Below are 21,206 nucleotides of genomic sequence, written 5' to 3'. Positions count from 1 at the left end.
AAGCACAGCTCAAAGAGCTGTGCTTTCAATAATTAAATTAGATCTAACAAAGTTATAAACGTATGCCGCCGTCTATCTCTACTACTCTACCAGTAAAAAAGTCGTTTTCGATAATATACTGAGCAGTATGGGCTATTTCAGCGGTTTCACCTAAGCGCCCTACGGGCGTTACAGCAAGCATGCGTTGTTTTGCTTCGGGCTTCATTACATCGGTCATTGCGGTGCTAATAACACCTGGGGCAATGGCACCAACGCGTATACCAAAACGGCCAAGCTCTTTAGCCCATGTAGTGGTTAGTGCCACAACACCGGCTTTTGAAGCAGCATAGTTAGTTTGGCCAATATTACCCGCACGCGCTACGCTCGACATATTTACAATTACGCCGCCTTTGCCTGATTCAATCATGTGGCTAGCCGCTTCGCGCCCTGCTAAAAATACGCCTGTTAGGTTAACGTCAATCACTGATTGAAATTGATCAAGCGACATTTTTTTAACCACTTTGCCGTCTTTGGCTTTTATAAACATACCATCGCGTAAAATGCCGGCGTTATTAATTAATACCCCAATGTGACCAAAGTCACTGTTAATGGTATTAAAAACGTCTTCAATTTCGCTCTCAACGGTTACATTGGCGCTGTAGCCTTTAATAGTGCCTGTTACGCCAGCTAATGCAGATAGCTGCTCGGTTGCTTCATTTAACTGGGCTTGCGCCATATCAATTAAGGCAATATTAGCGCCCATTAAGGCAAACTTTTGCGCCATTGCAAAACCTAAGCCTTGTGCGCCACCGGTAATAACTACGGTATTATTTTTTATTTCCACAATACTTTCCTACTTCGAAAACAATTTAAAAATGGCACTAAAATCATCACTGCCTGCACCTTGATGCTGCATCATAGTGTATAAATTTTTAGCCATTGAGCCCATTGGCGTCAGTGAATTACTTTGTTGCGCTGCTTCCATAGCAAGGCCTAAGTCTTTAGCCATTAAATCGACCATAAAGCCAGGTTTATAGTCGTTATTAGCTGGTGCGGTTTCCATAACGCCTGGGCAGGGGTTATAAAGTTCTAACGTCCAGTTTCGACCCGAGCTTGCGCTCATTATGTCGCTGAGTACTTTTGCGTCGAGGCCGTTATTAATGCCCATTTGAATGGCTTCACTGGTGCCTGCCATTAAAATACTCAACAGCATATTGTTACATATTTTGGCAACTTGCCCTGCACCAATATCACCAGCATGGAATATGTTTTTACCCATATCGACTAATACCGTATTGGCTTTATCGAATGCAGCTTGCTCACCACCAACAATAAAGGTCAACGTGCCCGCTGTTGCGCCTGCTACTCCACCCGATACCGGTGCATCAACAAACGCAATACCTTGCTCACTTAGGGCATGGCCAACGTCACGTGCTGATTGTGCATCTATGGTTGAACAATCAATCACTAAGGTACTTTTACTCAGTACTTTAATTAAACCCGATTGCTCGTCTGTGCCTAAATAAAGTGATTTAACATGTTTGCTTGCCGGTAGCATGCTAATTAGCACATCAGCCTCGTGAGCACAGTCACTGGCGCTTTGCGCCGCACTAGCCCCATGATTCACAAGCTCTTTAACGGCCTCTGCACTTAAGTCAAACACGCGCACACTGTGGCCTGCTTTAACTAAGTTTGCTGCCATTGGGCCGCCCATGTTTCCTAAACCAATAAATCCTATATTAAGTTTACTCATCGATTTACCCTTGTAAATTTAGTTGTGAAAAGTACGGCTCTAGCGGATGTTGCTCGCCAAAGCGATTGGCAAAAAAGCTCTCTACCACTTCACTTGGCACATCTTTAAGAGTGTTAAATTGCCACTGTGGCGCACCGTCTTTATCGATTAGTAAGGCACGTACACCTTCTTGAAACTCGCCCACTTCACCGGCACGAACCGACATGCCCAATTCCATTTTAAAACACTCAGCTAAGTTTTTACCTTTGCTATGTTTGAGCTGCTCACTTACTAAGGCACAACTTAATGGGCAACCATGCGCCAACGATTTTTGTGCGCGTTGTAGCCATTTGTCATCTGTGGTTAGATTTAAAATGTAATCTACCTGCTGCTGTAACGTGTCAAACTCGCCAAGCTTTTGAATCAAGCTTAAGTTTGCTTTTAAATTGCCTTTTGGCATACGGCTAGAGTTGTTATCTAACTCAATAAGCAAGGTACTTAGCTTGTCGTGATTTAAGCTTGCCGTTTTTCCCCATTTTGTATTGAGTAACGCTTCAACAAGCTCTGGGTACTTGTCGGCATTTACAAAGTGATCGGCAAGCGATACAAGCTTAGCGTCTTCACAATTTATAGATGCCGAGGTCAGCCCTAAAAACAAACCAACATGGGCGGGCATTTTATGTAAAAAATAACTGCCACCTACATCAGGGTAAAGCCCAATGGTTTGCTCTGGCATGGCAATGCGTGATGTTTCGGTAACCACACGGTGGCTAGCACCGGCCATTAAACCTAAACCGCCGCCCATTACTATCCCGTTACCCCAGACTAAAATGGGTTTGTTGTAACAATGAATAAGGTAATCGAGCTGATACTCTTGAGTAAAAAATTCTTCAACCAGTGACGTTGGTTTACCTTCGCTCATGGCTTTGTGCAAACTCACTACATCGCCACCGGCACAAAATGCTTTTTCACCAGCGCCTTTAAGAACCACTAATGCAATGTTATCGTCTTTGTCCCATTGCTGTAGTTGCGGCTCGAGTAAGCTGATCATTTCAAAATTAAGGGCATTTAACGATTTAGGCGCATTTAAGGTTGCAAAACCAATGAGTCGGCCATTGTCTGTGGTTGCCGTTTCAAATACCACGGCAGCATCAGCTGAATTTAAACGAGTAAGTTCTGCCATTAGCCATTCACCCAAATAGCTTTACGTTTTTCTAAAAAGGCGTTTACCCCCTCTTGCTGATCTTCGGTATCAAATAAACCAACAAACAGTTCACGCTCCAGTGGCAATGTATTCGCCATTGGTTGATGACGCCCTTTTTGAATCAAGGTTTTACATGCAGCAACCGACGATGGACTTTGCCCTGCTACTTGGTTTGCCAGTTTTAATGCTGCGGCAAAACTTTCACCTTGTGCAACTACTTCTTCCACTAAGCCAATTTGCAGGGCTTTATCGGCTTTTAAGCGCTCACCGCATAAAATCATGCGTTTTGCCCAGCCCTCGCCAACAAGCCATGCTAAGTTTTGCGTTCCACCAGCACACGGTAATAAACCCACTTTTGCTTCAGGTAACGCCATTTGTGCTTGCTCTTCTGCAATACGAATATCACAAGCAAGTGCCACTTCAAGGCCGCCACCCATTGCATAGCCATTAATGGCTGCAACCGACACGCCTCTAAAATTAGTTAGCGCTTCAAACGCTTCACCAAATACACGTGACATATCTGCAGCTACACCTTTATCGCCACTGGCAAATACATTGAGGTCGGCACCGGCGCTAAAAAACTTCTCGCCTTCACCAGTCAGTACTAACGCATAAATATTTTTATTGGTATTTAATTGGTTAACCGTGTCTTTAAGCGCCACTAAGGTGTCTTTCGTCCAGGTATTCGCTGGCGGATTCGACATGGTTAAAATAGCAACATGACCTTCAATAGTTAATTCAATGCTAGGATTTGACATACTAATCTCCTTATAAAACTTCGCTGGCTGATTCGGCTAAAATACGACGCGCAATAATCACACGCATAATTTCGTTAGTGCCCTCAAGAATTTGATGAACACGTACATCTCTAACATGGCGCTCAAGCGGGTATTCTTTTATGTAACCGTAGCCACCGTGAATTTGCAGCGCGTCATTACAAACAGTAAAACCTACATCGGTTGCAAAGCGTTTAGCCATAGCACAATAAGTGGTTTTTTCACTGTCGTTAGTATCGAGTTTAAACGCCGCTAAGCGCACCATTTGGCGTGCTGCTACAAGCTCGGTATTCATATCGGCAATTTTAAACTGTAGCGCTTGAAACGCAGCCAATGGCTTACCAAATTGGGTACGCTCTTTTAAATACTCACGTGCGGTATTAAGTGCCGCTTGTGCTGTACCAATAGAGCAAGTGGCAATATTAATACGGCCACCATCTAAACCTTGCATTGCAAATTTAAAGCCTTCACCTTCTTGGCCTAATAAGTTTGCGGCTGGAATACGCACATCTTCAAAGCTAATTAAACGTGTAGGCTGTGCATTCCACCCCATTTTTTCTTCTGCTTTACCGTATTCCACACCTTGTGCATCTGCAGGTACAACAAAAGCCGAAATACCACCTGGGCCTTCGGCTCCCGTACGCGCCATGACCACTAAAATTTCTGTTTCACCGGCGCCTGAAATAAACATTTTTGAGCCGTTAATGATATACTCATCACCGTCACGCACGGCTTTAGTTTTTAATGACGCAGCATCAGAACCCGAGCCGGGCTCCGTTAAACAATAAGAGGCTAACAACTCGCCCATTACCAATTGTTCAACGTATTGCTCTTTGATGGTATCGGTACCAAAGCTTGCGATCATCCAGGTTGCCATATTATGAATAGTTAACATGGCCGTTGTTGCCGTACAGCCCATCGCCAGCTGTTCAAAAATAATGCTTGAATCTAAACGAGATAAACCTAAGCCACCGGCTTCTTCTGGGGTGTATAAACCACAAAAACCTAGCTCACCAGCGGCTTTAATTGTGTCTTTAGGAAAAATATGTTCGCGATCCCACTTGGCAGCGTGTGGTGCTAGTTCAGACTCTGCAAATTGGCGAGCGGTTTGCGCAAAGGCTTGTTGATCTTCAGATAAGTTAAAGTCCATGGTAGACCTCTTTAAGTGTGTTTTGTTTGTTGTCAAAGCATCCCATAACGGGAGTAATTAGTGAGGAGCGACAACACTGTGTGTTGTGCCCCTCTTTTTTATTAATTATTCAGTGCAATATTATTTAAGATTAATACTCATGTTTGGACCTGAGGCAATGTCATCCTCAAACCAACGAGAGGTAATCGTTTTAGTTTCTGTGTAAAAACGAATACCTTGTTTACCATAGGTGTGAGTATCGCCATAGAATGATCCTTTCCAACCCGTGAACGAGAAAAATGGTAAAGGCACAGGAATAGGCACATTAATACCCACTTGACCCACTTCAATTTCGTGTTGGAACTTACGTGCAGCTGCACCACTTGATGTAAATAATGAGGTACCGTTACCGTAAGGGCTTTCGTTAATAAGGGCGATGGCTTCTTCAAGCGTATCTACAAACATACACGCCAGTACTGGGCCAAAAATCTCTTCTTTGTAAAGATTCATCTCTTTGGTTACATCAGTAAATAACGTTGGGCCTACCCAGTTACCTTGCTCAAACCCTTCAACAGTAAAGTCAGAGCCATCAATTAAACAGGTTGCGCCTTGTGCTTTACCATCGGCAATCAGTGATAAAATACGCGCTTTTGCTGCAGGTGATGTTTGCGGGCCATATGCAGCCTCTGCATCATCCCAAACACCTGGGCGTACACCTTCAAAGCCAGCTTTAATTTCATCAACCCAGTCTTTTGCTTGGCCAACAAATACCGCCACTGAAATACCCATACAACGCTGACCTGCCGCACCTACAGAGGCACCCACAAGGTTATTAACAACATGCGATTTGCTTGCATCAGGCATAATTACCATGTGGTTTTTAGCGCCCACACAGGCTTGCACACGTTTTAGATGTTGTGTGCCTTTAGAATAAATGTATGCACCAACGCCACATGAACCTACAAATGAAATAGCGCGAACCGCTTTGTCTTCTAATAAACGGTCTACTTGTGGTTTTGTACCGTGCACAACTTGTAAAACACCCTTTGGTGCACCGGCTTCAATAAATAGCTCAGCTAAGCGCATAGGCGTAAGTGGGTCTTGCTCAGACGGTTTTAAAATAAAGGTGTTACCACACACAATTGCCAGTGGGAACATCCAAAGTGGGATCATGGCCGGAAAATTAAATGGGGTAATACCTGCACATACACCTAGTGGCTGCATGTATGAATAGGTATCGATTTTACGCGCTACGTTTTCCATCGTCTCGCCCATCATTAATGATGGTGCATTAGCAGCTTGCTCAACTACCTCAATACCACGCCACACATCGCCTTTTGCATCTTCAAATGTTTTACCTAGCTCATGACAAATAATAGTGGCTAATTCATCATGGTTTTCTTTTAACAGCGCCGCGTATTTCATCATAATGCGCGCACGTTCTGTGATTGGTACGTCTTTCCACGTTTTAAACGTTTCGCTGGCAGAGGCAATAGCCGCGTCCATTTCAGCGTCTGTAGCACAAGGTACTTGCGCTAACACTTCTTGATTAGCAGGATTTACAACATCAATTAGTTCATTTGAAGTTGATTGAATAAATTCGCCGTTAATGAGTAAGGGTACTTGGTGCATAATTAAAATCCTATTGATTAAATTGGGTACAGCAGCGTTTTTGTTATAGTTGCTGCGGCTTTATTATTAGTTAAAGTGCTTCTACGGCCATAGCAACGGCTTCACCGCCACCAATACATAAAGAGGCTACGCCCTTTTTAAGACCCCGGTTTTTAAGTGCATGGATAAGTGTTACTAAAATACGCGCACCGCTGGCACCAATAGGATGACCCAATGCACAAGCGCCACCGTTAACATTAACTTTGCTTTCATCGAGCTTTAACTCGTTAATAGCTAGCATGGTAACCATGGCAAACGCTTCGTTAATTTCCCATAGGTCAACATCTGCGGTTGTCCACCCTGCTTTTTCAAGCACACTGTTCATTGCACCAACAGGCGCTACGGTAAATTCACTGGGTTTTTGAGAATGCGTGCTGTGAGCCACAATTTTGCACAGTGGCGTTAAACCCTCTGCTTTTGCTTTTGATTCGCTCATTAAAATCAGTGCTGCGCCACCATCTGAAATAGACGATGAGTTTGCCGCAGTAATAGTGCCGTCTTTTTTAAATGCTGCACGTAAACTTGGGATTTTTTCAGGGCGAGCATTACCAGGTTGTTCATCAATTGAAACTGTTACATCACCTTTGCGGGTTTTAATAGTATGAGGGGCGATTTCGTTGTCAAAGCTACCATTTTCTATGGCTGCGTTTGCTTTACTTAACGAACCCAGTGCAAACGCGTCCATTTGCTCACGGCCAATGCCATATTCATCAGCCGTGTCTTGAGCAAAACAACCCATTGCTTTATTGTCGTAAGCATCTTCAAGGCCATCGCTCATCATATGATCTTTTATTTCACCGTGGCCCATACGCATGCCGCCACGGGCTTTAGGAATAAAATACGGCGCGTTAGTCATACTTTCCATACCACCGGCAATGGCTGATTCAATAGAACCTGCTTTAATAAGGTCATTCGCTAACATGGCCGCTTTTAAACCCGAGCCACATACTTTATTAATAGTGGTAGCACCGGTGCTAAGTGCAAGCCCCGCTTTAAGCATTGCTTGACGTGCAGGCGCTTGGCCTAAACCGGCTGGTAATACACAGCCCATAATCACTTCATCAATTGCATCATTGCTTAAACCCGTTTGAGCAAGTGCACCTGCGATTGCCGTAGCACCTAGTTCGGTAGACTGCGCATCACTTAGTGCGCCCATAAATCCACCCATTGGGGTGCGTTTTGCTGCTACAATTACAACGCTTTCGAAAGACATAAAAGGCTCCATTTTCAATTACCGCAAACATGTTTTATTATGTTTAGCTTAATGTTTAAACTAATCTGATAAATACGAGCATACATAAAATTTACGTTTACGCCAACGTAAATCTAAAATCAACTTTCTAATTAGTGTAAAAACTGTAAAGCAAGCTTGCTAAAAATGTATTACAACCTCCTAAAATGGCTTATAACGTTTATAAACACTCAACTTCTACTGTAAATCCGCATTTATTTTGTACGTCTAAAGTATAACAACCAGATCGTACTTTACCTTTACGTAAACTTCACTTATATTGGTGATATTCGAATGAGGTAAACATTACAATGAAATCAGATAATCAAACAAACTTTGCAAATTCAGCCAATGAGCCGGCTAAAAACGAACAAACTTTTAGTATCAGCGAATTAGCGAAAGAATTTGATATTACCACGCGCTCTATTCGCTTTTACGAAGACCAAGGGCTTATATCGCCAGAGCGCAACGGCCAAACTCGTATTTACTCAAAGCGCGATAAAGTACGCCTAAAGTTAATACTTCGTGGTAAACGTTTAGGGTTTACCTTGGCTGAAACCGGTCGTTTGTTTGAACTTTATGATGCAGACAAATCAAGCGCTAAACAGTTAGTTACTATGCTTGACCTCATCAGCGAAAAAAAGGCCGACCTATCTCAACAAATGGACGACATTAAAGTTGTACTAATGGAGTTGGTTACCGCAGAACGTCGTTGTCGCGACACGCTTAGCAAAATAGATGAATAAAATATAATAAACGTCATCAAACACACAGGAATGAATCATGAGCACTATTTCACTATATAAAGAAATGAATTTTGGTCTTGGCGAAACAGCGGACATGATCCGCAGTCATGTTAATAGCTTCGCAAGTCAAGAAATTGCCCCACTAGCTGAAAAAACAGATCTTGATAATGCGTTTCCCAATCAACTTTGGCCGCAAATGGGTGAAATGGGCGTTTTAGGCATGACCGTTGATGAAGAATTTGGTGGTGCGGGTTTAGGTTATTTAGAGCACGTTATTGCCATGGAAGAAATTAGCCGTGCAAGTGCCTCTATTGGCTTAAGCTATGGTGCGCATTCAAACCTGTGTGTTAATCAAATAAACCGTAATGGATCACAAGCACAAAAAGAAAAATACTTACCTAAACTAATTAGCGGTGAACACATTGGTGCCTTGGCCATGAGTGAGCCTAACGCAGGCTCTGATGTTGTATCAATGAAACTTAAAGCCGAGAAAAAAGGCGATAAGTACATTTTAAACGGCAATAAAATGTGGATCACCAATGGCCCTGACGCTGATACTCTGGTTATTTACGCAAAAACAGATTTAAACGCCGGTGCGAAAGGTATTACCGCCTTTATTGTTGAGAAAACTTTCCCGGGGTTTTCTACCGCACAAAAACTCGACAAACTCGGTATGCGCGGATCAAATACCTGTGAACTGGTATTTGATAACTGCGAAGTACCCGAAGAAAACATTTTAGGTAACTTAAACGAAGGCGTTAAGGTACTTATGAGCGGCCTTGATTACGAGCGAGTTGTTTTAGCTGCAGGCCCGTTAGGAATTATGCAAGCATGTATGGACATTGTGGTGCCTTACATTCATGAGCGTAAGCAGTTTGACAGTCCTATTGGTCAATTTCAGTTAATTCAAGGCAAAATTGCCGATATGTATACACAAATGAATGCAGCCCGCTCTTATGTGTACACAGTAGCAAAAGCCTGTGATCGCGGCGAAACCACCCGTAAAGACGCAGCTGGCGCAATTTTATACGCTGCAGAGCTTGCAACTAAAATGGCCCTTGATGCAATCCAAATTTTAGGCGGCAATGGCTACATAAACGAATACGCAACAGGTCGCTTACTGCGTGATGCGAAATTATACGAGATTGGCGCAGGCACTTCAGAAATACGCCGCATGTTGATTGGCCGTGAATTATTTACTGAAAGCCGTTAAGGATTAATTTATGACGATTTTAAAATCGAGCGTTAATCCCCACGATCCTAGTTTTGTGCAAAACCACAAAAATATGTCGGCGCTGGTGGATGATTTACGCGATAAAGTTGCCAATATTAGCTTAGGTGGTGGCGCTGCACTTAAAGAGCGCCATGAAAGCAGAGGAAAGCTGTTTGTTCGTGACCGTATCAGTACTTTATTAGATGAAGGCTCACCCTTTTTAGAAATATCGCAATTTGCTGCATTTGGTGTGTATGAACAAGAGATACCTTGTGCCGGTGTGGTTGCAGGTATTGGTCGCGTGAAAGGCGTTGAATGTATGGTGATTGCAAACGACGCGACAGTTAAAGGTGGCACCTATTTCCCCCTTACTGTTAAAAAGCATTTACGCGCACAAGATATTGCTGAGCGTTGCCACTTACCGTGTATTTACTTAGTTGATTCTGGCGGTGCTAATTTGCCAGAGCAAGACGATGTATTTCCAGATAAACTGCATTTTGGGCGTATTTTTTACAATCAAGCACGTATGTCGGGTAAAGGCATTCCACAAATTGCAGTGGTTATGGGCTTATGTACCGCAGGTGGTGCGTATGTTCCTGCTATGGCCGATGAAAGTATTATTGTTAAAGAGCAAGGCACTATATTTTTAGCAGGCCCACCACTGGTAAAAGCGGCAACCGGTGAAGAAGTTACCGCAGAAGAGCTTGGCGGCGCCGATGTTCATTGTAAAACATCGGGTGTGGCCGATCATTACGCTGAAAATGATGCGCATGCATTATCAATTGCACGCCAATGCATAGAGCGAATTAATTACACACGCCCTACCGCCCCATTATTAGATGACGTAAAAGCTCCCCGTTACGATATTAACGAGCTTTACGGCATTGTTGGTACTGATCTTAAAAAGCCATTTGATGTGCGTGAAGTAATAGCCCGCACTGTCGATGACTCGTCTTTTGATGAATTTAAACGTTACTTTGGCGAAACATTGGTGACAGGCTTTGCCAGCATTTATGGCAACCCTGTGGGCATAGTGGCTAATAACGGTATTTTATTTAGTGAGTCGGCGCAAAAAGGCGCGCACTTTATTCAGCTGTGTGCTCAGCGCAACATTCCATTGGTATTTTTACAAAATATTACTGGCTTTATGGTCGGTAAAAAATACGAAGCCGAAGGCATTGCTAAACATGGCGCTAAAATGGTGATGGCGGTGTCGTGTGCTGATGTACCAAAATTCACCGTGCTTATTGGTGGCTCTTATGGCGCCGGCAATTATGGAATGTGTGGCCGTGCATTTGAACCGACCATGATGTGGATGTGGCCAAATGCCCGTATTTCAGTCATGGGTGGTGAGCAAGCTGCAGGTGTTATGGCACAAGTTAAACAAGATGGATTAGCCCGTAAAGGCGAAAGCATGAGCGAGCAAGAAGTTAGCGATTTTAAAAAGCCAATTATTAGTCAATACGAACAACAAGGTCATCCTTATTATGCCAGTGCCCGCTTATGGGACGATGGCATTATAGACCCTGTCGATACACGTAATGTGTTAGGGCTTGCATTAACAGCAGCTAAAAATGCACCACAGCGTGAGTCTAAGTTTGGCGTATTTAGAATGTAACCGGAGCGCACAATGTCAGTAACACTACAAATAACAAAATCTAATGTGGCTGTACTCGTTTTAAGCCGCCCAGAAAAACGTAATGCGTTTAATAGCGACGTTATCCATGAGCTTATTCAATGTATTGAACATGCTAATACACTCGATATTCGTGCCTTAGTACTCAAAACCGAAGGTAAACATTTTTCAGCCGGTGCCGACTTAGCCTGGATGAAATCGATGGCAGATAATAACTATAACGATAACTTAGCTGATTCAATGCAACTGGCTAAACTTATGCAAGTATTAGCACAGAGCCCGCATCCTACAATTTGTGCGGTACAAGGTGCCGCCTTTGGTGGGGCATTAGGCTTAATTGCCTGCTGTGATATTGCGCTTAGTAAAGACGATGCACAATTTTGTTTAAGTGAAGTTAAACTTGGGCTAATACCTGCCGTGATCAGCCCTTATGTGATTAAGGCCATTGGTGAGCGTGCTGCACGCAGATATTTTTTAACTGCAGAAGTGTTTGATGCCCACACAGCAAAGCAACTGGGTTTAGTGCATCAAATTACTGGGAACTTAGAGACAGCCCTCGATAATTTGCTGCAAACCTTGATTGATAACGGCCCTATTGCCGTTAAAGCCGCAAAAGCACTTATTAACGATGTTGCCAATAAAGAGATAAACGAGGAGCTAATTGCACTGACTGCAGAGCGTATAGCTAAAATTCGTGTATCAACTGAAGGCCAAGAAGGACTGAGCGCCTTTTTTGATAAACGCCCTCCCCAATGGCAACTCTAGGACGCATTATGAACACAGTACAATTACAAAAAATTCTGATTGCTAACCGTGGCGAAATTGCCTGTCGTATTATGCGCACCGCAAAGCAAATGGGCTTAACCACGGTTGCGGTGTATTCAGATGCAGATAAAAACGCGCAACATGTAAAAATGGCCGACGAAGCCTACCATATTGGTGCTGCGCCAAGTAAAGATTCATACCTAGTCGCAGATAAAATTTTGCAGGTTGCTAAAGCCAGTGGCGCTGATTGCATTCATCCAGGCTACGGCTTTTTATCAGAAAACAGTGAATTTGCTAAAGCCTGTGAAGCAAATAACATTGCTTTTATTGGCCCACCAGCAACGAGTATTGAAGCAATGGGCTCAAAAACCCGTGCTAAAGAAATAATGGCCGCGGCAAACGTTCCTTTGGTACCTGGTTACTATGGTGATAAACAAGACCCTGTTTTTTTGCAATCTGAGGCTGAAAAAATTGGTTACCCTGTTCTTATCAAAGCGGCCTTTGGCGGTGGCGGTAAAGGGATGCGAGTGGTAGAAAAGCCGAAAGACTTTATAGCTGCACTTGAAGGCGCCCAACGTGAAGCCATTGCCGGTTTTGGTAACGATTTAGTGCTATTAGAGCGCTACGTTAATCAACCTCGCCATGTTGAAGTACAAGTATTTGCAGATAATCACGGTAATTGTGTTTATTTGGGTGATCGTGACTGTTCGTTGCAACGCCGACACCAAAAGGTGATTGAAGAAGCCCCTGCTCCAGGTTTATCTGACGCGCTGCGTAAAGAAATGGGCGAAGCGGCTGTTCGCTGTGCATTAGCCATTAATTACCGTGGTGCGGGTACTGTTGAGTTTTTACTTTGCGGTAATGAATTTTTCTTTATGGAAATGAACACTCGCCTGCAAGTAGAGCACCCAGTGACCGAAATGGTAACCGGCGTTGATTTAGTGAACTGGCAAATTAATATAGCGGGCGGGCAAACACTGCCGTTAAAGCAATCTGATATTCAACTGCAAGGCCATAGCTTTGAAGCGCGTATTTACGCCGAAGACCCTGCAAATGACTTTATTCCGTGCTCAGGCACCATTGAAGCGCTACATGTCCCCGTTAATAGTGAATTTGTACGCATAGATACCGGGATTGCCCAAGGTGATGAAATAAGCCCCTACTACGACCCAATGATTGCAAAGTTAATTGTTCATGATGATAATCGCGAACAAGCGCTTTCTCGTTTGCAACAGGCGCTTGAGCAATTTCATTTAGCAGGCTTTAGTACCAATATTGGCTTTTTACATAACTTAGCTTGCCACGCAAGTTTTAAACAAGGCGCGCCAAGTACACACTTTATTGCTGAGCAAGGTGATTCACTCGCTGCAGTTGATGAGTCATTATTGCTATCAAGCCAGCTTATTGCCGCTTTTGCCTATTTAGAGTCGTTAAACACGCACCAAGCACAAAACAATAGTGCCAGCCCTTGGCAACAACTGAGTGGGTTTACTTTAAATGCACCGCAGGCAATTAAAATCCCATTTGTAGCTTTACCGCTAAGCGCCGTCAAAACAGCGCAGGGTTACAATGTGACACACAGCGCGGGCGTATACAGTGTACAAGGGACGCTAAATAATGGTGTGTGCAACGTATTTATTAACGGTGAAAAGCACAGTGCGCATGTCAGCATAACTGACAATGAAATTACTGTAATGAATAAAGCACTGCAAACTAAGTTTGAATGTGTTGATAAACATTATATTAGTTCACACGAAAATGACGCGCTGCCGCTCGCTGCGCCACTCAATGGCACGGTAGTAAAACATTTAATTGAAGTAGGTAGCACTATCACCAAAGGTGATGCCGTTGTTATTATTGAAGCCATGAAAATGGAATATACACTTAATGCACCGCATGACGGCATATTACAGAGTTACTGCTTTGGTGAAGGTGAACTAGTTTCACACGGCGCACTGTTAGCCATTGTTGAAGATACGACTGTGCAGGAAGGTGCTTAATGAGTGCCTTTGCAAACAAAGTTCGTATTGTTGAAGTGGGTGCACGTGATGGTTTACAAAACGAAAAAACCGTCAGCACTGAAGATAAAGTAACACTTATTAATGCCCTCGCCGCCGCGGGATTAAAAGACATAGAAGCTGGTGCATTTGTATCTCCCAAATGGGTGCCACAAATGGCAGACTCAAGCGAAGTGATCAGTGCCCTTGATCTTCCAGAGATTAATTTAAGTGCCTTAACGCCAAATTTAAAAGGCGCACAAGCTGCGCATGCTGTTGGTATTAAAGAATTTGCTATATTTACGGCGGCCAGCGAAGCGTTTTGTCAAAAAAATATAAATTGTTCAATAGCGCAAAGTATTGATCGTTTTAGCGAGGTAATAACTTTTGCTAAAGCGAATAATATACGCGTTCGAGGCTATGTAAGCTGTGTTTTAGGCTGCCCTTATGAGGGAGACGTTGACCCTCAGGTTGTTTTAAACGTGGCACAAAAGTTATTAGCACTTGGCTGCTATGAAGTGAGCCTTGGCGATACTATTGGTGTCGGCACCGCAGGTAAAGTAACTGAGCTGCTTACATTGCTGCTCAAGCATATCGATAAAAGTAAGCTTGCAGTACACTTTCATGATACATATGGACAGGCGCTCACAAATATTTACGCTGCCTTAAGCCTAGGTATTTCAACGGTTGACGCTGCCGTTGCTGGCCTTGGTGGCTGCCCTTACGCTAAGGGTGCGTCAGGAAATGTTGCCACCGAAGATGTTGTTTACTTACTGCAAGGGCTTGGCATTGAACATGGAATTGATTTAAAAAGGCTTGCACAAGCAGGTTGGCAAATTACTAATGCGCTTAATAAACAGCCTGTTAGTAAAGTTTCAGTGGCATTACACACACAATAATTGCAATAGCATAGAATGAGGAGTCACTCATGGCCGGTTTTGATAAAGTAGTTTCGAGTTACGAAGCTGCAATGGAAGGTTTAAAAGACGGCGATACTATCATCGCTGGTGGTTTTGGTTTATGCGGTATTCCCGAGGGATTAATAGCACAAATTAAAAAAATGCAAACCAAAGAGTTAACGGTCGTATCGAACAATTGCGGCGTTGATGACTTTGGTTTAGGGCTTTTATTACAAGACAAACAAATTAAAAAAGTGGTTGCCTCTTATGTGGGCGAAAATGCTCTTTTTGAACAACAACTACTTAATGGCGAAATTGATGTAGAGCTAACACCGCAAGGTACTCTAGCAGAAAAAATGCGTGCTGGTGGTGCCGGTATTCCTGCTTTTTATACCGCCACGGGTTACGGTACGCCAGTAGCTGAGGGTAAAGAAGTAAAAGAATTTAATGGTCGCCCTTATATTTTAGAAGAGTCAATCACGGGCGAATTTGCCATTGTAAAAGCATGGAAAGCAGACCGTTACGGTAATTTAGTATTTCGCCATACCGCAATGAACTTTAATCCAATGGCCGCAACCGCAGGTAAAATTACCGTTGCCGAAGTGGAAGAGATTGTTGAACCCGGTGAGCTAGAGCCAAGTCAAATTCATACCCCTGGCATTTTTGTAAATCGCGTGATCAAGGGCAACTTTGAAAAACGCATTGAACGTGTTACCACACGAGATTAAGCAGGAGCACTTAAAATGGCATTATCACGTGAACAAGTCGCAATGCGCGTCGCTCAAGAGCTACAAGATGGGTACTATGTTAATTTAGGCATAGGTATTCCGACACTCGTCGCAAACTATGTACCCGATGGCATAGAAGTTATGCTACAGTCCGAAAATGGCCTATTAGGTATGGGTGAATACCCAACTAAAGACACTGTAGATGCCGATATGATCAACGCGGGTAAAGAAACCGTGACGGCAGCTACCGGTGCAGCTATATTTAATAGTGCAGATAGTTTTGCCATGATACGGGGTGGTCATGTAGACTTAACGGTTCTGGGCGCATTTGAGGTAGACCAAAACGGGTCTATAGCCTCATGGATGATCCCTAAAAAATTAATAAAAGGCATGGGCGGAGCAATGGATTTAGTTGCTGGTGCAAAAAACATTATTGTTACTATGACCCATGCCAGTAAACACGGCGATTCTAAATTATTAGAAAGCTGTACGTTACCGCTGACGGGCGTTAACTGTGTTAAAAAAATAGTAACCGATTTAGCCGTATTAGAAGTTAAAGACGGCGCATTTCATTTGCTAGAACGCGCACCAGGCGTATCAGTTGATGAAATTATTAGTAAAACGGCAGGTAAATTGCTTGTTGACGGTGATATTCCTGAGATGGTGTTTTAAACTACTCACAATTTCACCCTGTACCGACCTCATTCCCAGTGCCAATGGCGCTGAGTTACCCAAAATCCCTCGCAAGAGGGATTTTTTTTGCCTTTATTTTAGCTTTTGCACTATAGTGAGAATTTAACGCACCACTTAGGTGAATTCGCCCTAATAAAAAAATTAAATAACTGATATAGTTAACTTTTATTTTTGGTTTAATAATTGCCTGTAATAAGGTGATTGAAATAACTTTATATTGGATACCATGCAAACACCTATTCGCGGCCTTCGCTCTTTTTGTTTTGCCGCAAAAAGCTTAAGTTTTAAACATGCCGCCAAAGAGCTGTATTTAACGCCATCGGCGGTCAGCCATCAAATAAAGCAGCTAGAAGAGCAGCTGGGCATTGATTTATTTCAAAGGCAAACCCGTTCCATAAGCTTAACGCCAGCTGGAAAAAACTTTTTTGAAGCGATTTACCCCATTATAAATATGCTGGAAAGCACCATTACCGAATTTAGTCAGTTACAACAAAATGTAAATTTAACCATTACCCTGCCCGAGTTTTTTGCCAGTGAATTGCTAATGCCAAAACTCAGTGAGTGGACGAGTGAGCATCCTAATATTAATTTACACATGGACACCCTTAAAACGCGCAAAGAGCTGACTCGCCAAAGTGATTTATCAATCATTTTATCTTCAAGTAAACCGCTTGATGGGCTGGCTACTGAGTTATTTAATTTAGAATATATTCCAGCGTGTAATAAAAAGCTGCTCGATCAGTGGCAAAACGATCACTGCCAGGCGCTCAATCAAGTGCCGCTTATTGTGCATAAAGCACGGCCTTGGGCATGGCATCAATGGGCTGAAAAAGTCGGTATTGATGACTTTTCCCCTGCACAAATTATTCAAATAGATAGTATGTTTGGCGTTGCACGCGCTGCACAGCAAGGTATGGGCATCGCGCTTATTCCTTTACCAATAAGCCAAAGCTGGCTGGATGAGCAATGGCTTTACAAACTGTTTGAGCAACCACTAACAACAAAAGACAAATATTATTTAGTTCAGCATGGCTCAAGTACCGCTAATCACCCTCTCGATTTGTTTGCGAAATGGGTGATTAACACCTTTAGGCAAACTAAATAGCACATTCAATTAAGCGCTTCTTGTTGAGCGCTTATTAGCTAATTTTAAAGTGTGCAACTTTTATTTTTAAAATCCCCCTACCGGAAAAAATCAAAAGCGTCTATTTATCAGTACTTTACATATTGGAAAAATCTAAAACCCCATAAGTTAGTTTTTTTCACTTATTAGTTTTGTTTTTATCGCTTGTCGAAATTGAGTAAAAGCTCTAAAGTTAACTCAACCAAACGGCAACACGCTAAAAAATATAAAACGTGTTACCAAAATCAGATTTCATTAGTTTGTAACAACGAGCTAGTAAAAAAGAATCTTTATTGTGTGTGAAGATGTTGTCAGTGTAAAAAACAGCTCAAGTTCGGTGGTGACTTAGCTTGAGTTGTTTTTATTTTTACCCTTGCACCCGCCAATAAACTTAAGAATCTTTATTGTGTGTGAAGATGTTGTCAGTGTAAAAAACAACTCAAGTCCGGTGGTGACTGAGCTTGGGTTGTTTTTATTTTCATTCTCATCAACAACAATAAGCCAGAGTTAGTTTTGTACTAATACAAACCCCCGAATCTTTATTGTGTGTGAAGATGTTGTCAATTGAAATGCAGCGACCGTTAAGTATCTACTTAATCATCGCTGCTTTTTTTTGCTTAAAATTTACTGTTTTCTGGCTACAAATTCTAAAACAGTCGCATTAATACAATATCTATCTTGCCCTCTAGGCCCCTCACCCGGAAATAAATGCCCTAAGTGAATACCGGTACTTTTAGACTTAAGCTCAATGCGCTGCATTCCCCAGCTATTATCTTCATGTTGGGTTACACTGTCTTTTATTGGGTGGGTAAATGAAAGCCAACCGGTGCCTGAGTTAAATCTATCGCGGGTATCAAATAATGGCTCACCGCTTAGTTTATCAATAAAGATGCCATCGGGCGTGTTTTTAAAAATATCATATTCTTTGCAGTAAGGGCTGTCGGTTTTAGCATTAAAAGCCACCTTATAAGCTTCACTGTTGCCAAGCTTAAACGCACCTAATGCTTCATAAAATTGCTCTGGGTTCATGTAGCCTTGGCGAGAATATACCTCAACCCCATTTTCTAAAAATAATATGGTAGGTGTAGCCCATGTCGCCGATTTAATCGTTAACCCATCAAGCTGATCAGCATGGCGGAAAGTCATTGGAATTGTGCCTTTATAATCATTGGCAACGGCCGCTTTAAACTTTTCGCAGTAAGGGCAATAACTTTGCGAGTCTAAAATAACAATCTGTTTGCCATTTAATAATGCAGTATTATCTACCTTCGGTTTATCACTTTGAGTAAATACAACACCGGTTGAATGATCAGGGCAATAGCCGTTTGGATTTTTTTCAAGGTAATTTTGATGATACTCTTCAGCCGAATAAAAGCGCTCAAGTGGCTTTATTTGCGTCACTATTTTTCCATAATCGGCTTTACTTAATAATTGCTGATACTCACTCGTGACCGCTTTTGCGATGCTCGCTTGCTGATCGGTAGTGGTTAAAATAATAGAGCGATATTGCGTGCCTACATCATTACCTTGACGATTCTTTTGCGTTGGATCGTGGCTCTCATAGTAATTTTGCAACAGCTCTCTTGCTGAAATAATATTACTATTAAAGGTAACCTGCACCACTTCGGCGTAATTATCTTCATCAAAGCGACGGGATAACTTAGTGATATTTCTATAGGTTGGCTTAAACCCCCGGCCATCGGCGTAACCCGATTCAGCGTCTAACACACCATTAAGTGCTTCGTAGCGTTTTTCTGCACCCCAAAAACAGCCCGAACCCAGCACTATTTTTTCAACATGCATGGTTGCATCTAAATCATTTGGTTTGATTATTTCATCTGACGATATAGCACTCATTGCACTTAGTAAGCCCACAATGGCAAACGCCGATAGTATTACCCGCTTAAACATACGATGACCTCTTAGTTTTAGTTACCTTTGAGCAGACCTTTAAACGCAAGAATAAATTTCACACGCAATAAAACTTTACGAAGACGGGAATTTAATCGATCCGAGTTTGTCTATTAATATCGTAATAGCACAACGACTGTGATAGCTTAAATACAAACAATATTAATAAGTTATCTGTATGAGCACTTTGCCAAGTATAAAAATATTAACAAATTCTAGTCTGCTTTTTGATGTTTCTCACTACAGCGAACAACACATACTTGCGACGCAAAAAAAACTCTGGGCGCTGTCACAGTATTGTAAAAACACCAATGAGTTTATAGATTTAGTCCCCGGAATGAACTCATTAACCTTGTATTTAAAATCAGCCAGTAATTTACATCAATGGCAAAACACCTTAACCAAACTATGGGATGAGGTTGATGATTACGCCTTTGAAAGTCAGCATCATAAAATAGACACCTATTACCAAGGTGAAGATTTAAACTATGTGGCTAATTATCACAAGCTAACAATAGATGAGGTAATTAATTTACACAGTAAAGAAATTTACCATGTGTTGTTTTTAGGTTTTGTGCCCGGTTTTCCTTATTTACATGGGCTCAATTCTCAACTGTTTACCCCAAGGCGTGATAACCCACGAGTCAGTGTTCCTAAAGGCGCGATTGCGATTGGGGCAGACCAAACAGGCATTTACCCTGAAAACTCACCTGGTGGCTGGCATATTATTGCTCATACTGATGCCTGTTTATTTGATGCAACCGCCTCAAACCCTTGTTTATTTAAACCCGGTGACACCCTTGAATTTGTGCCTGTTAAAAGGAGTAAACAATGATTAAAGTAATCAAACCCGGTATACAGCTTACAATCCAAGATTTAGGCCGTGTGGGTTTTCGTCATTTAGGGGTTAGCCGCTCGAGTAGCTTAGACGCCTATGCGCACATTATTGCCAATCGCTTAGTAAATAATCACGATAACGATGCCGTACTTGAACTCACCGTTGGGTTATGTGAATTGCAATTTGAGTGCGATACCGTCATTGCTCTGCATGGAGCCGACTTAAACGCTAAACTTGACGCTCAAGCCGTTTACCCCGGGTGGAGTTATCCGGTAAAAGCAAAACAAACACTTAAATTTGATACAGGACGCGGTGGTTCCAGAGCTTACATTGCCGTAAAAGGTGGAATTGAATGCCCTGAAGTTATGGGTTCTAAATCAACCGACTTAGGGGCAGCCATTGGTGGTTTTAATGGCCGAGCATTACAAAGCGACGATATTATAAAAATAACCCCATATACTCAGCCTTGGCTATGCAATAAAGGTGCATTAACACCGCCTAAACGAAAAGTTATTCGGCTACATCAAGGCCCACATCATGAACTACTTACACCTGAGTGTATAAACGCTTTCTGTACCACCTCATTTACTATTAACCCGAATAGTAATCGAATGGGAGTACGCTTAGATCATAATAACAGCCAAATAATGCAACACTCGCTCTCACTGCACTCACTCGCGGTAGCACCGGGAAGCGTGCAACTCCCACCTGATGGCAACCCAATTGTGCTGTTAAATGATGCACAAACAACCGGGGGCTACCCATTGATAGGCCATGTAATAGAGGCGGATTTACATCAGTTTGCTCAGTTTAGAACCGCCGATTCTATTACTTTTGAGTTTGTAACGCTTGAACAAGCAACCACGGCAAAAAGTAAACTCGATGCGCATCTATCTCAGCTTAAACTGAGTTTAAATCGCTATTGGGCTAATTAA

The 21,206-nt window shown here is 42.5% G+C and carries 19 protein-coding genes; 11 read left to right on the top strand and 8 right to left on the bottom strand.

Going from position 1 to position 21,206, the window contains the following annotated elements:
* Positions 1–52: 52 nt before the first annotated feature.
* The 7 genes from A9479_RS04190 to A9479_RS04160 all read right to left on the bottom strand — a co-directional run bounded on the left by A9479_RS04190 (position 53) and on the right by A9479_RS04160 (position 7,704).
* Positions 53–823, bottom strand: a complete 771-nt coding sequence (locus A9479_RS04190) for an SDR family oxidoreductase (RefSeq protein ID WP_016899950.1) — start codon at positions 821–823, stop codon at positions 53–55.
* A 9-nt stretch (positions 824–832) separates the two neighbouring features.
* Positions 833–1,732 (bottom strand): 3-hydroxyisobutyrate dehydrogenase, encoded by a 900-nt coding sequence (gene mmsB, locus A9479_RS04185; protein ID WP_064662760.1) that lies wholly within the window; start codon positions 1,730–1,732, stop codon positions 833–835.
* A 4-nt stretch (positions 1,733–1,736) separates the two neighbouring features.
* The gene (locus A9479_RS04180; RefSeq protein WP_064662759.1) at positions 1,737–2,894 is read right to left on the bottom strand and encodes an enoyl-CoA hydratase/isomerase family protein; all 1,158 of its coding nucleotides are present in this window, start codon (positions 2,892–2,894) and stop codon (positions 1,737–1,739) included.
* Complete coding sequence (locus A9479_RS04175) at positions 2,894–3,673, bottom strand: enoyl-CoA hydratase (RefSeq protein ID WP_064662758.1); 780 nt, start codon at positions 3,671–3,673, stop codon at positions 2,894–2,896. The genes A9479_RS04180 and A9479_RS04175 overlap by 1 nt, the downstream gene beginning before the upstream one ends.
* A gap of 10 nt (positions 3,674–3,683) precedes the next feature.
* Entirely contained in the window at positions 3,684–4,841 is a 1,158-nt protein-coding gene (locus A9479_RS04170; RefSeq protein ID WP_064662757.1) for an acyl-CoA dehydrogenase family protein, read from the bottom strand.
* A gap of 120 nt (positions 4,842–4,961) precedes the next feature.
* On the bottom strand, positions 4,962–6,452 hold the full coding sequence (locus tag A9479_RS04165; RefSeq protein WP_028835264.1) for a CoA-acylating methylmalonate-semialdehyde dehydrogenase: 1,491 nt from the start codon (positions 6,450–6,452) through the stop codon (positions 4,962–4,964).
* A 70-nt stretch (positions 6,453–6,522) separates the two neighbouring features.
* Positions 6,523–7,704 (bottom strand): acetyl-CoA C-acyltransferase, encoded by a 1,182-nt coding sequence (locus A9479_RS04160; protein ID WP_064662756.1) that lies wholly within the window; start codon positions 7,702–7,704, stop codon positions 6,523–6,525.
* A 329-nt stretch (positions 7,705–8,033) separates the two neighbouring features.
* Here A9479_RS04160 and A9479_RS04155 point away from each other — a divergent pair, with 329 nt between their 5' ends.
* From A9479_RS04155 to A9479_RS04110, 9 genes are all read left to right on the top strand, one after another.
* Positions 8,034–8,468 (top strand): MerR family DNA-binding transcriptional regulator, encoded by a 435-nt coding sequence (locus A9479_RS04155; protein ID WP_008114692.1) that lies wholly within the window; start codon positions 8,034–8,036, stop codon positions 8,466–8,468.
* Between the two features lie 37 nt (positions 8,469–8,505).
* Positions 8,506–9,681, top strand: a complete 1,176-nt coding sequence (locus A9479_RS04150; RefSeq protein WP_013464901.1) for an isovaleryl-CoA dehydrogenase — start codon at positions 8,506–8,508, stop codon at positions 9,679–9,681.
* 10 nt (positions 9,682–9,691) lie between these two features.
* A complete protein-coding gene (locus tag A9479_RS04145) occupies positions 9,692–11,299 on the top strand; it encodes a carboxyl transferase domain-containing protein (RefSeq protein WP_024600979.1) in 1,608 nt (535 codons plus the stop codon).
* Positions 11,300–11,311: 12 nt separating this feature from the next.
* Positions 11,312–12,082, top strand: coding sequence for an enoyl-CoA hydratase/isomerase family protein (locus A9479_RS04140; RefSeq protein WP_016899945.1), 771 nt, complete (start codon positions 11,312–11,314; stop codon positions 12,080–12,082).
* An 8-nt stretch (positions 12,083–12,090) separates the two neighbouring features.
* Positions 12,091–14,082 (top strand): acetyl/propionyl/methylcrotonyl-CoA carboxylase subunit alpha, encoded by a 1,992-nt coding sequence (locus A9479_RS04135; protein ID WP_064662755.1) that lies wholly within the window; start codon positions 12,091–12,093, stop codon positions 14,080–14,082.
* A complete protein-coding gene (locus tag A9479_RS04130; protein WP_064662754.1) occupies positions 14,082–14,978 on the top strand; it encodes a hydroxymethylglutaryl-CoA lyase in 897 nt (298 codons plus the stop codon). The genes A9479_RS04135 and A9479_RS04130 overlap by 1 nt, the downstream gene beginning before the upstream one ends.
* A gap of 29 nt (positions 14,979–15,007) precedes the next feature.
* Positions 15,008–15,706, top strand: coding sequence for a CoA transferase subunit A (locus tag A9479_RS04125; protein ID WP_013464896.1), 699 nt, complete (start codon positions 15,008–15,010; stop codon positions 15,704–15,706).
* A 15-nt stretch (positions 15,707–15,721) separates the two neighbouring features.
* Entirely contained in the window at positions 15,722–16,378 is a 657-nt protein-coding gene (locus A9479_RS04120) for a 3-oxoacid CoA-transferase subunit B (RefSeq protein WP_013464895.1), read from the top strand.
* 247 nt (positions 16,379–16,625) lie between these two features.
* Positions 16,626–17,504: a LysR family transcriptional regulator gene (locus tag A9479_RS04110; RefSeq protein ID WP_013464894.1), complete on the top strand. Its 879-nt coding sequence runs from the start codon at positions 16,626–16,628 to the stop codon at positions 17,502–17,504.
* Positions 17,505–18,146: 642 nt separating this feature from the next.
* Here A9479_RS04110 and msrA read toward each other — a convergent pair.
* Positions 18,147–19,433 carry a peptide-methionine (S)-S-oxide reductase MsrA gene (gene msrA, locus A9479_RS04105; protein ID WP_064662753.1) on the bottom strand — a complete coding sequence of 429 codons (1,287 nt, stop codon included), beginning with the start codon at positions 19,431–19,433 and terminating at the stop codon, positions 18,147–18,149.
* A 178-nt stretch (positions 19,434–19,611) separates the two neighbouring features.
* On the opposite strand from msrA, the gene pxpB reads away from it, so the two are divergent.
* Both pxpB and A9479_RS04095 read left to right on the top strand, forming a co-directional pair.
* On the top strand, positions 19,612–20,268 hold the full coding sequence (pxpB, locus tag A9479_RS04100) for a 5-oxoprolinase subunit PxpB (protein WP_013464891.1): 657 nt from the start codon (positions 19,612–19,614) through the stop codon (positions 20,266–20,268).
* Entirely contained in the window at positions 20,265–21,206 is a 942-nt protein-coding gene (locus tag A9479_RS04095) for a biotin-dependent carboxyltransferase family protein (protein WP_064662752.1), read from the top strand. Before pxpB ends, A9479_RS04095 begins: the two co-directional genes overlap by 4 nt.

This window comes from Pseudoalteromonas sp. MQS005 (assembly GCF_001661605.1).
GTDB classification, from domain to species: domain Bacteria; phylum Pseudomonadota; class Gammaproteobacteria; order Enterobacterales; family Alteromonadaceae; genus Pseudoalteromonas; species Pseudoalteromonas tetraodonis.
The sequence above is the reverse complement of the archived record's forward strand: the minus strand, read 5'-3'. Positions and strand labels throughout refer to the sequence as shown.

Bases quoted from the DNA above. Each gene is read 5' to 3' on its own strand.
- mmsB (WP_064662760.1), bottom strand. From the start codon at position 1,732: ATGAGTAAACTTAATATAGGATTTATTGGTTTAGGAAACATGGGCGGC.
- A9479_RS04180 (WP_064662759.1), bottom strand. From the start codon at position 2,894: ATGGCAGAACTTACTCGTTTAAATTCAGCTGATGCTGCCGTGGTATTT.
- A9479_RS04175 (WP_064662758.1), bottom strand. From the start codon at position 3,673: ATGTCAAATCCTAGCATTGAATTAACTATTGAAGGTCATGTTGCTATT.
- A9479_RS04170 (WP_064662757.1), bottom strand. From the start codon at position 4,841: ATGGACTTTAACTTATCTGAAGATCAACAAGCCTTTGCGCAAACCGCT.
- A9479_RS04165 (WP_028835264.1), bottom strand. From the start codon at position 6,452: ATGCACCAAGTACCCTTACTCATTAACGGCGAATTTATTCAATCAACT.
- A9479_RS04160 (WP_064662756.1), bottom strand. From the start codon at position 7,704: ATGTCTTTCGAAAGCGTTGTAATTGTAGCAGCAAAACGCACCCCAATG.
- A9479_RS04155 (WP_008114692.1), top strand. From the start codon at position 8,034: ATGAAATCAGATAATCAAACAAACTTTGCAAATTCAGCCAATGAGCCG.
- A9479_RS04150 (WP_013464901.1), top strand. From the start codon at position 8,506: ATGAGCACTATTTCACTATATAAAGAAATGAATTTTGGTCTTGGCGAA.
- A9479_RS04145 (WP_024600979.1), top strand. From the start codon at position 9,692: ATGACGATTTTAAAATCGAGCGTTAATCCCCACGATCCTAGTTTTGTG.
- A9479_RS04140 (WP_016899945.1), top strand. From the start codon at position 11,312: ATGTCAGTAACACTACAAATAACAAAATCTAATGTGGCTGTACTCGTT.
- A9479_RS04135 (WP_064662755.1), top strand. From the start codon at position 12,091: ATGAACACAGTACAATTACAAAAAATTCTGATTGCTAACCGTGGCGAA.
- A9479_RS04130 (WP_064662754.1), top strand. From the start codon at position 14,082: ATGAGTGCCTTTGCAAACAAAGTTCGTATTGTTGAAGTGGGTGCACGT.
- A9479_RS04125 (WP_013464896.1), top strand. From the start codon at position 15,008: ATGGCCGGTTTTGATAAAGTAGTTTCGAGTTACGAAGCTGCAATGGAA.
- A9479_RS04120 (WP_013464895.1), top strand. From the start codon at position 15,722: ATGGCATTATCACGTGAACAAGTCGCAATGCGCGTCGCTCAAGAGCTA.
- A9479_RS04110 (WP_013464894.1), top strand. From the start codon at position 16,626: ATGCAAACACCTATTCGCGGCCTTCGCTCTTTTTGTTTTGCCGCAAAA.
- msrA (WP_064662753.1), bottom strand. From the start codon at position 19,433: ATGTTTAAGCGGGTAATACTATCGGCGTTTGCCATTGTGGGCTTACTA.
- pxpB (WP_013464891.1), top strand. From the start codon at position 19,612: ATGAGCACTTTGCCAAGTATAAAAATATTAACAAATTCTAGTCTGCTT.
- A9479_RS04095 (WP_064662752.1), top strand. From the start codon at position 20,265: ATGATTAAAGTAATCAAACCCGGTATACAGCTTACAATCCAAGATTTA.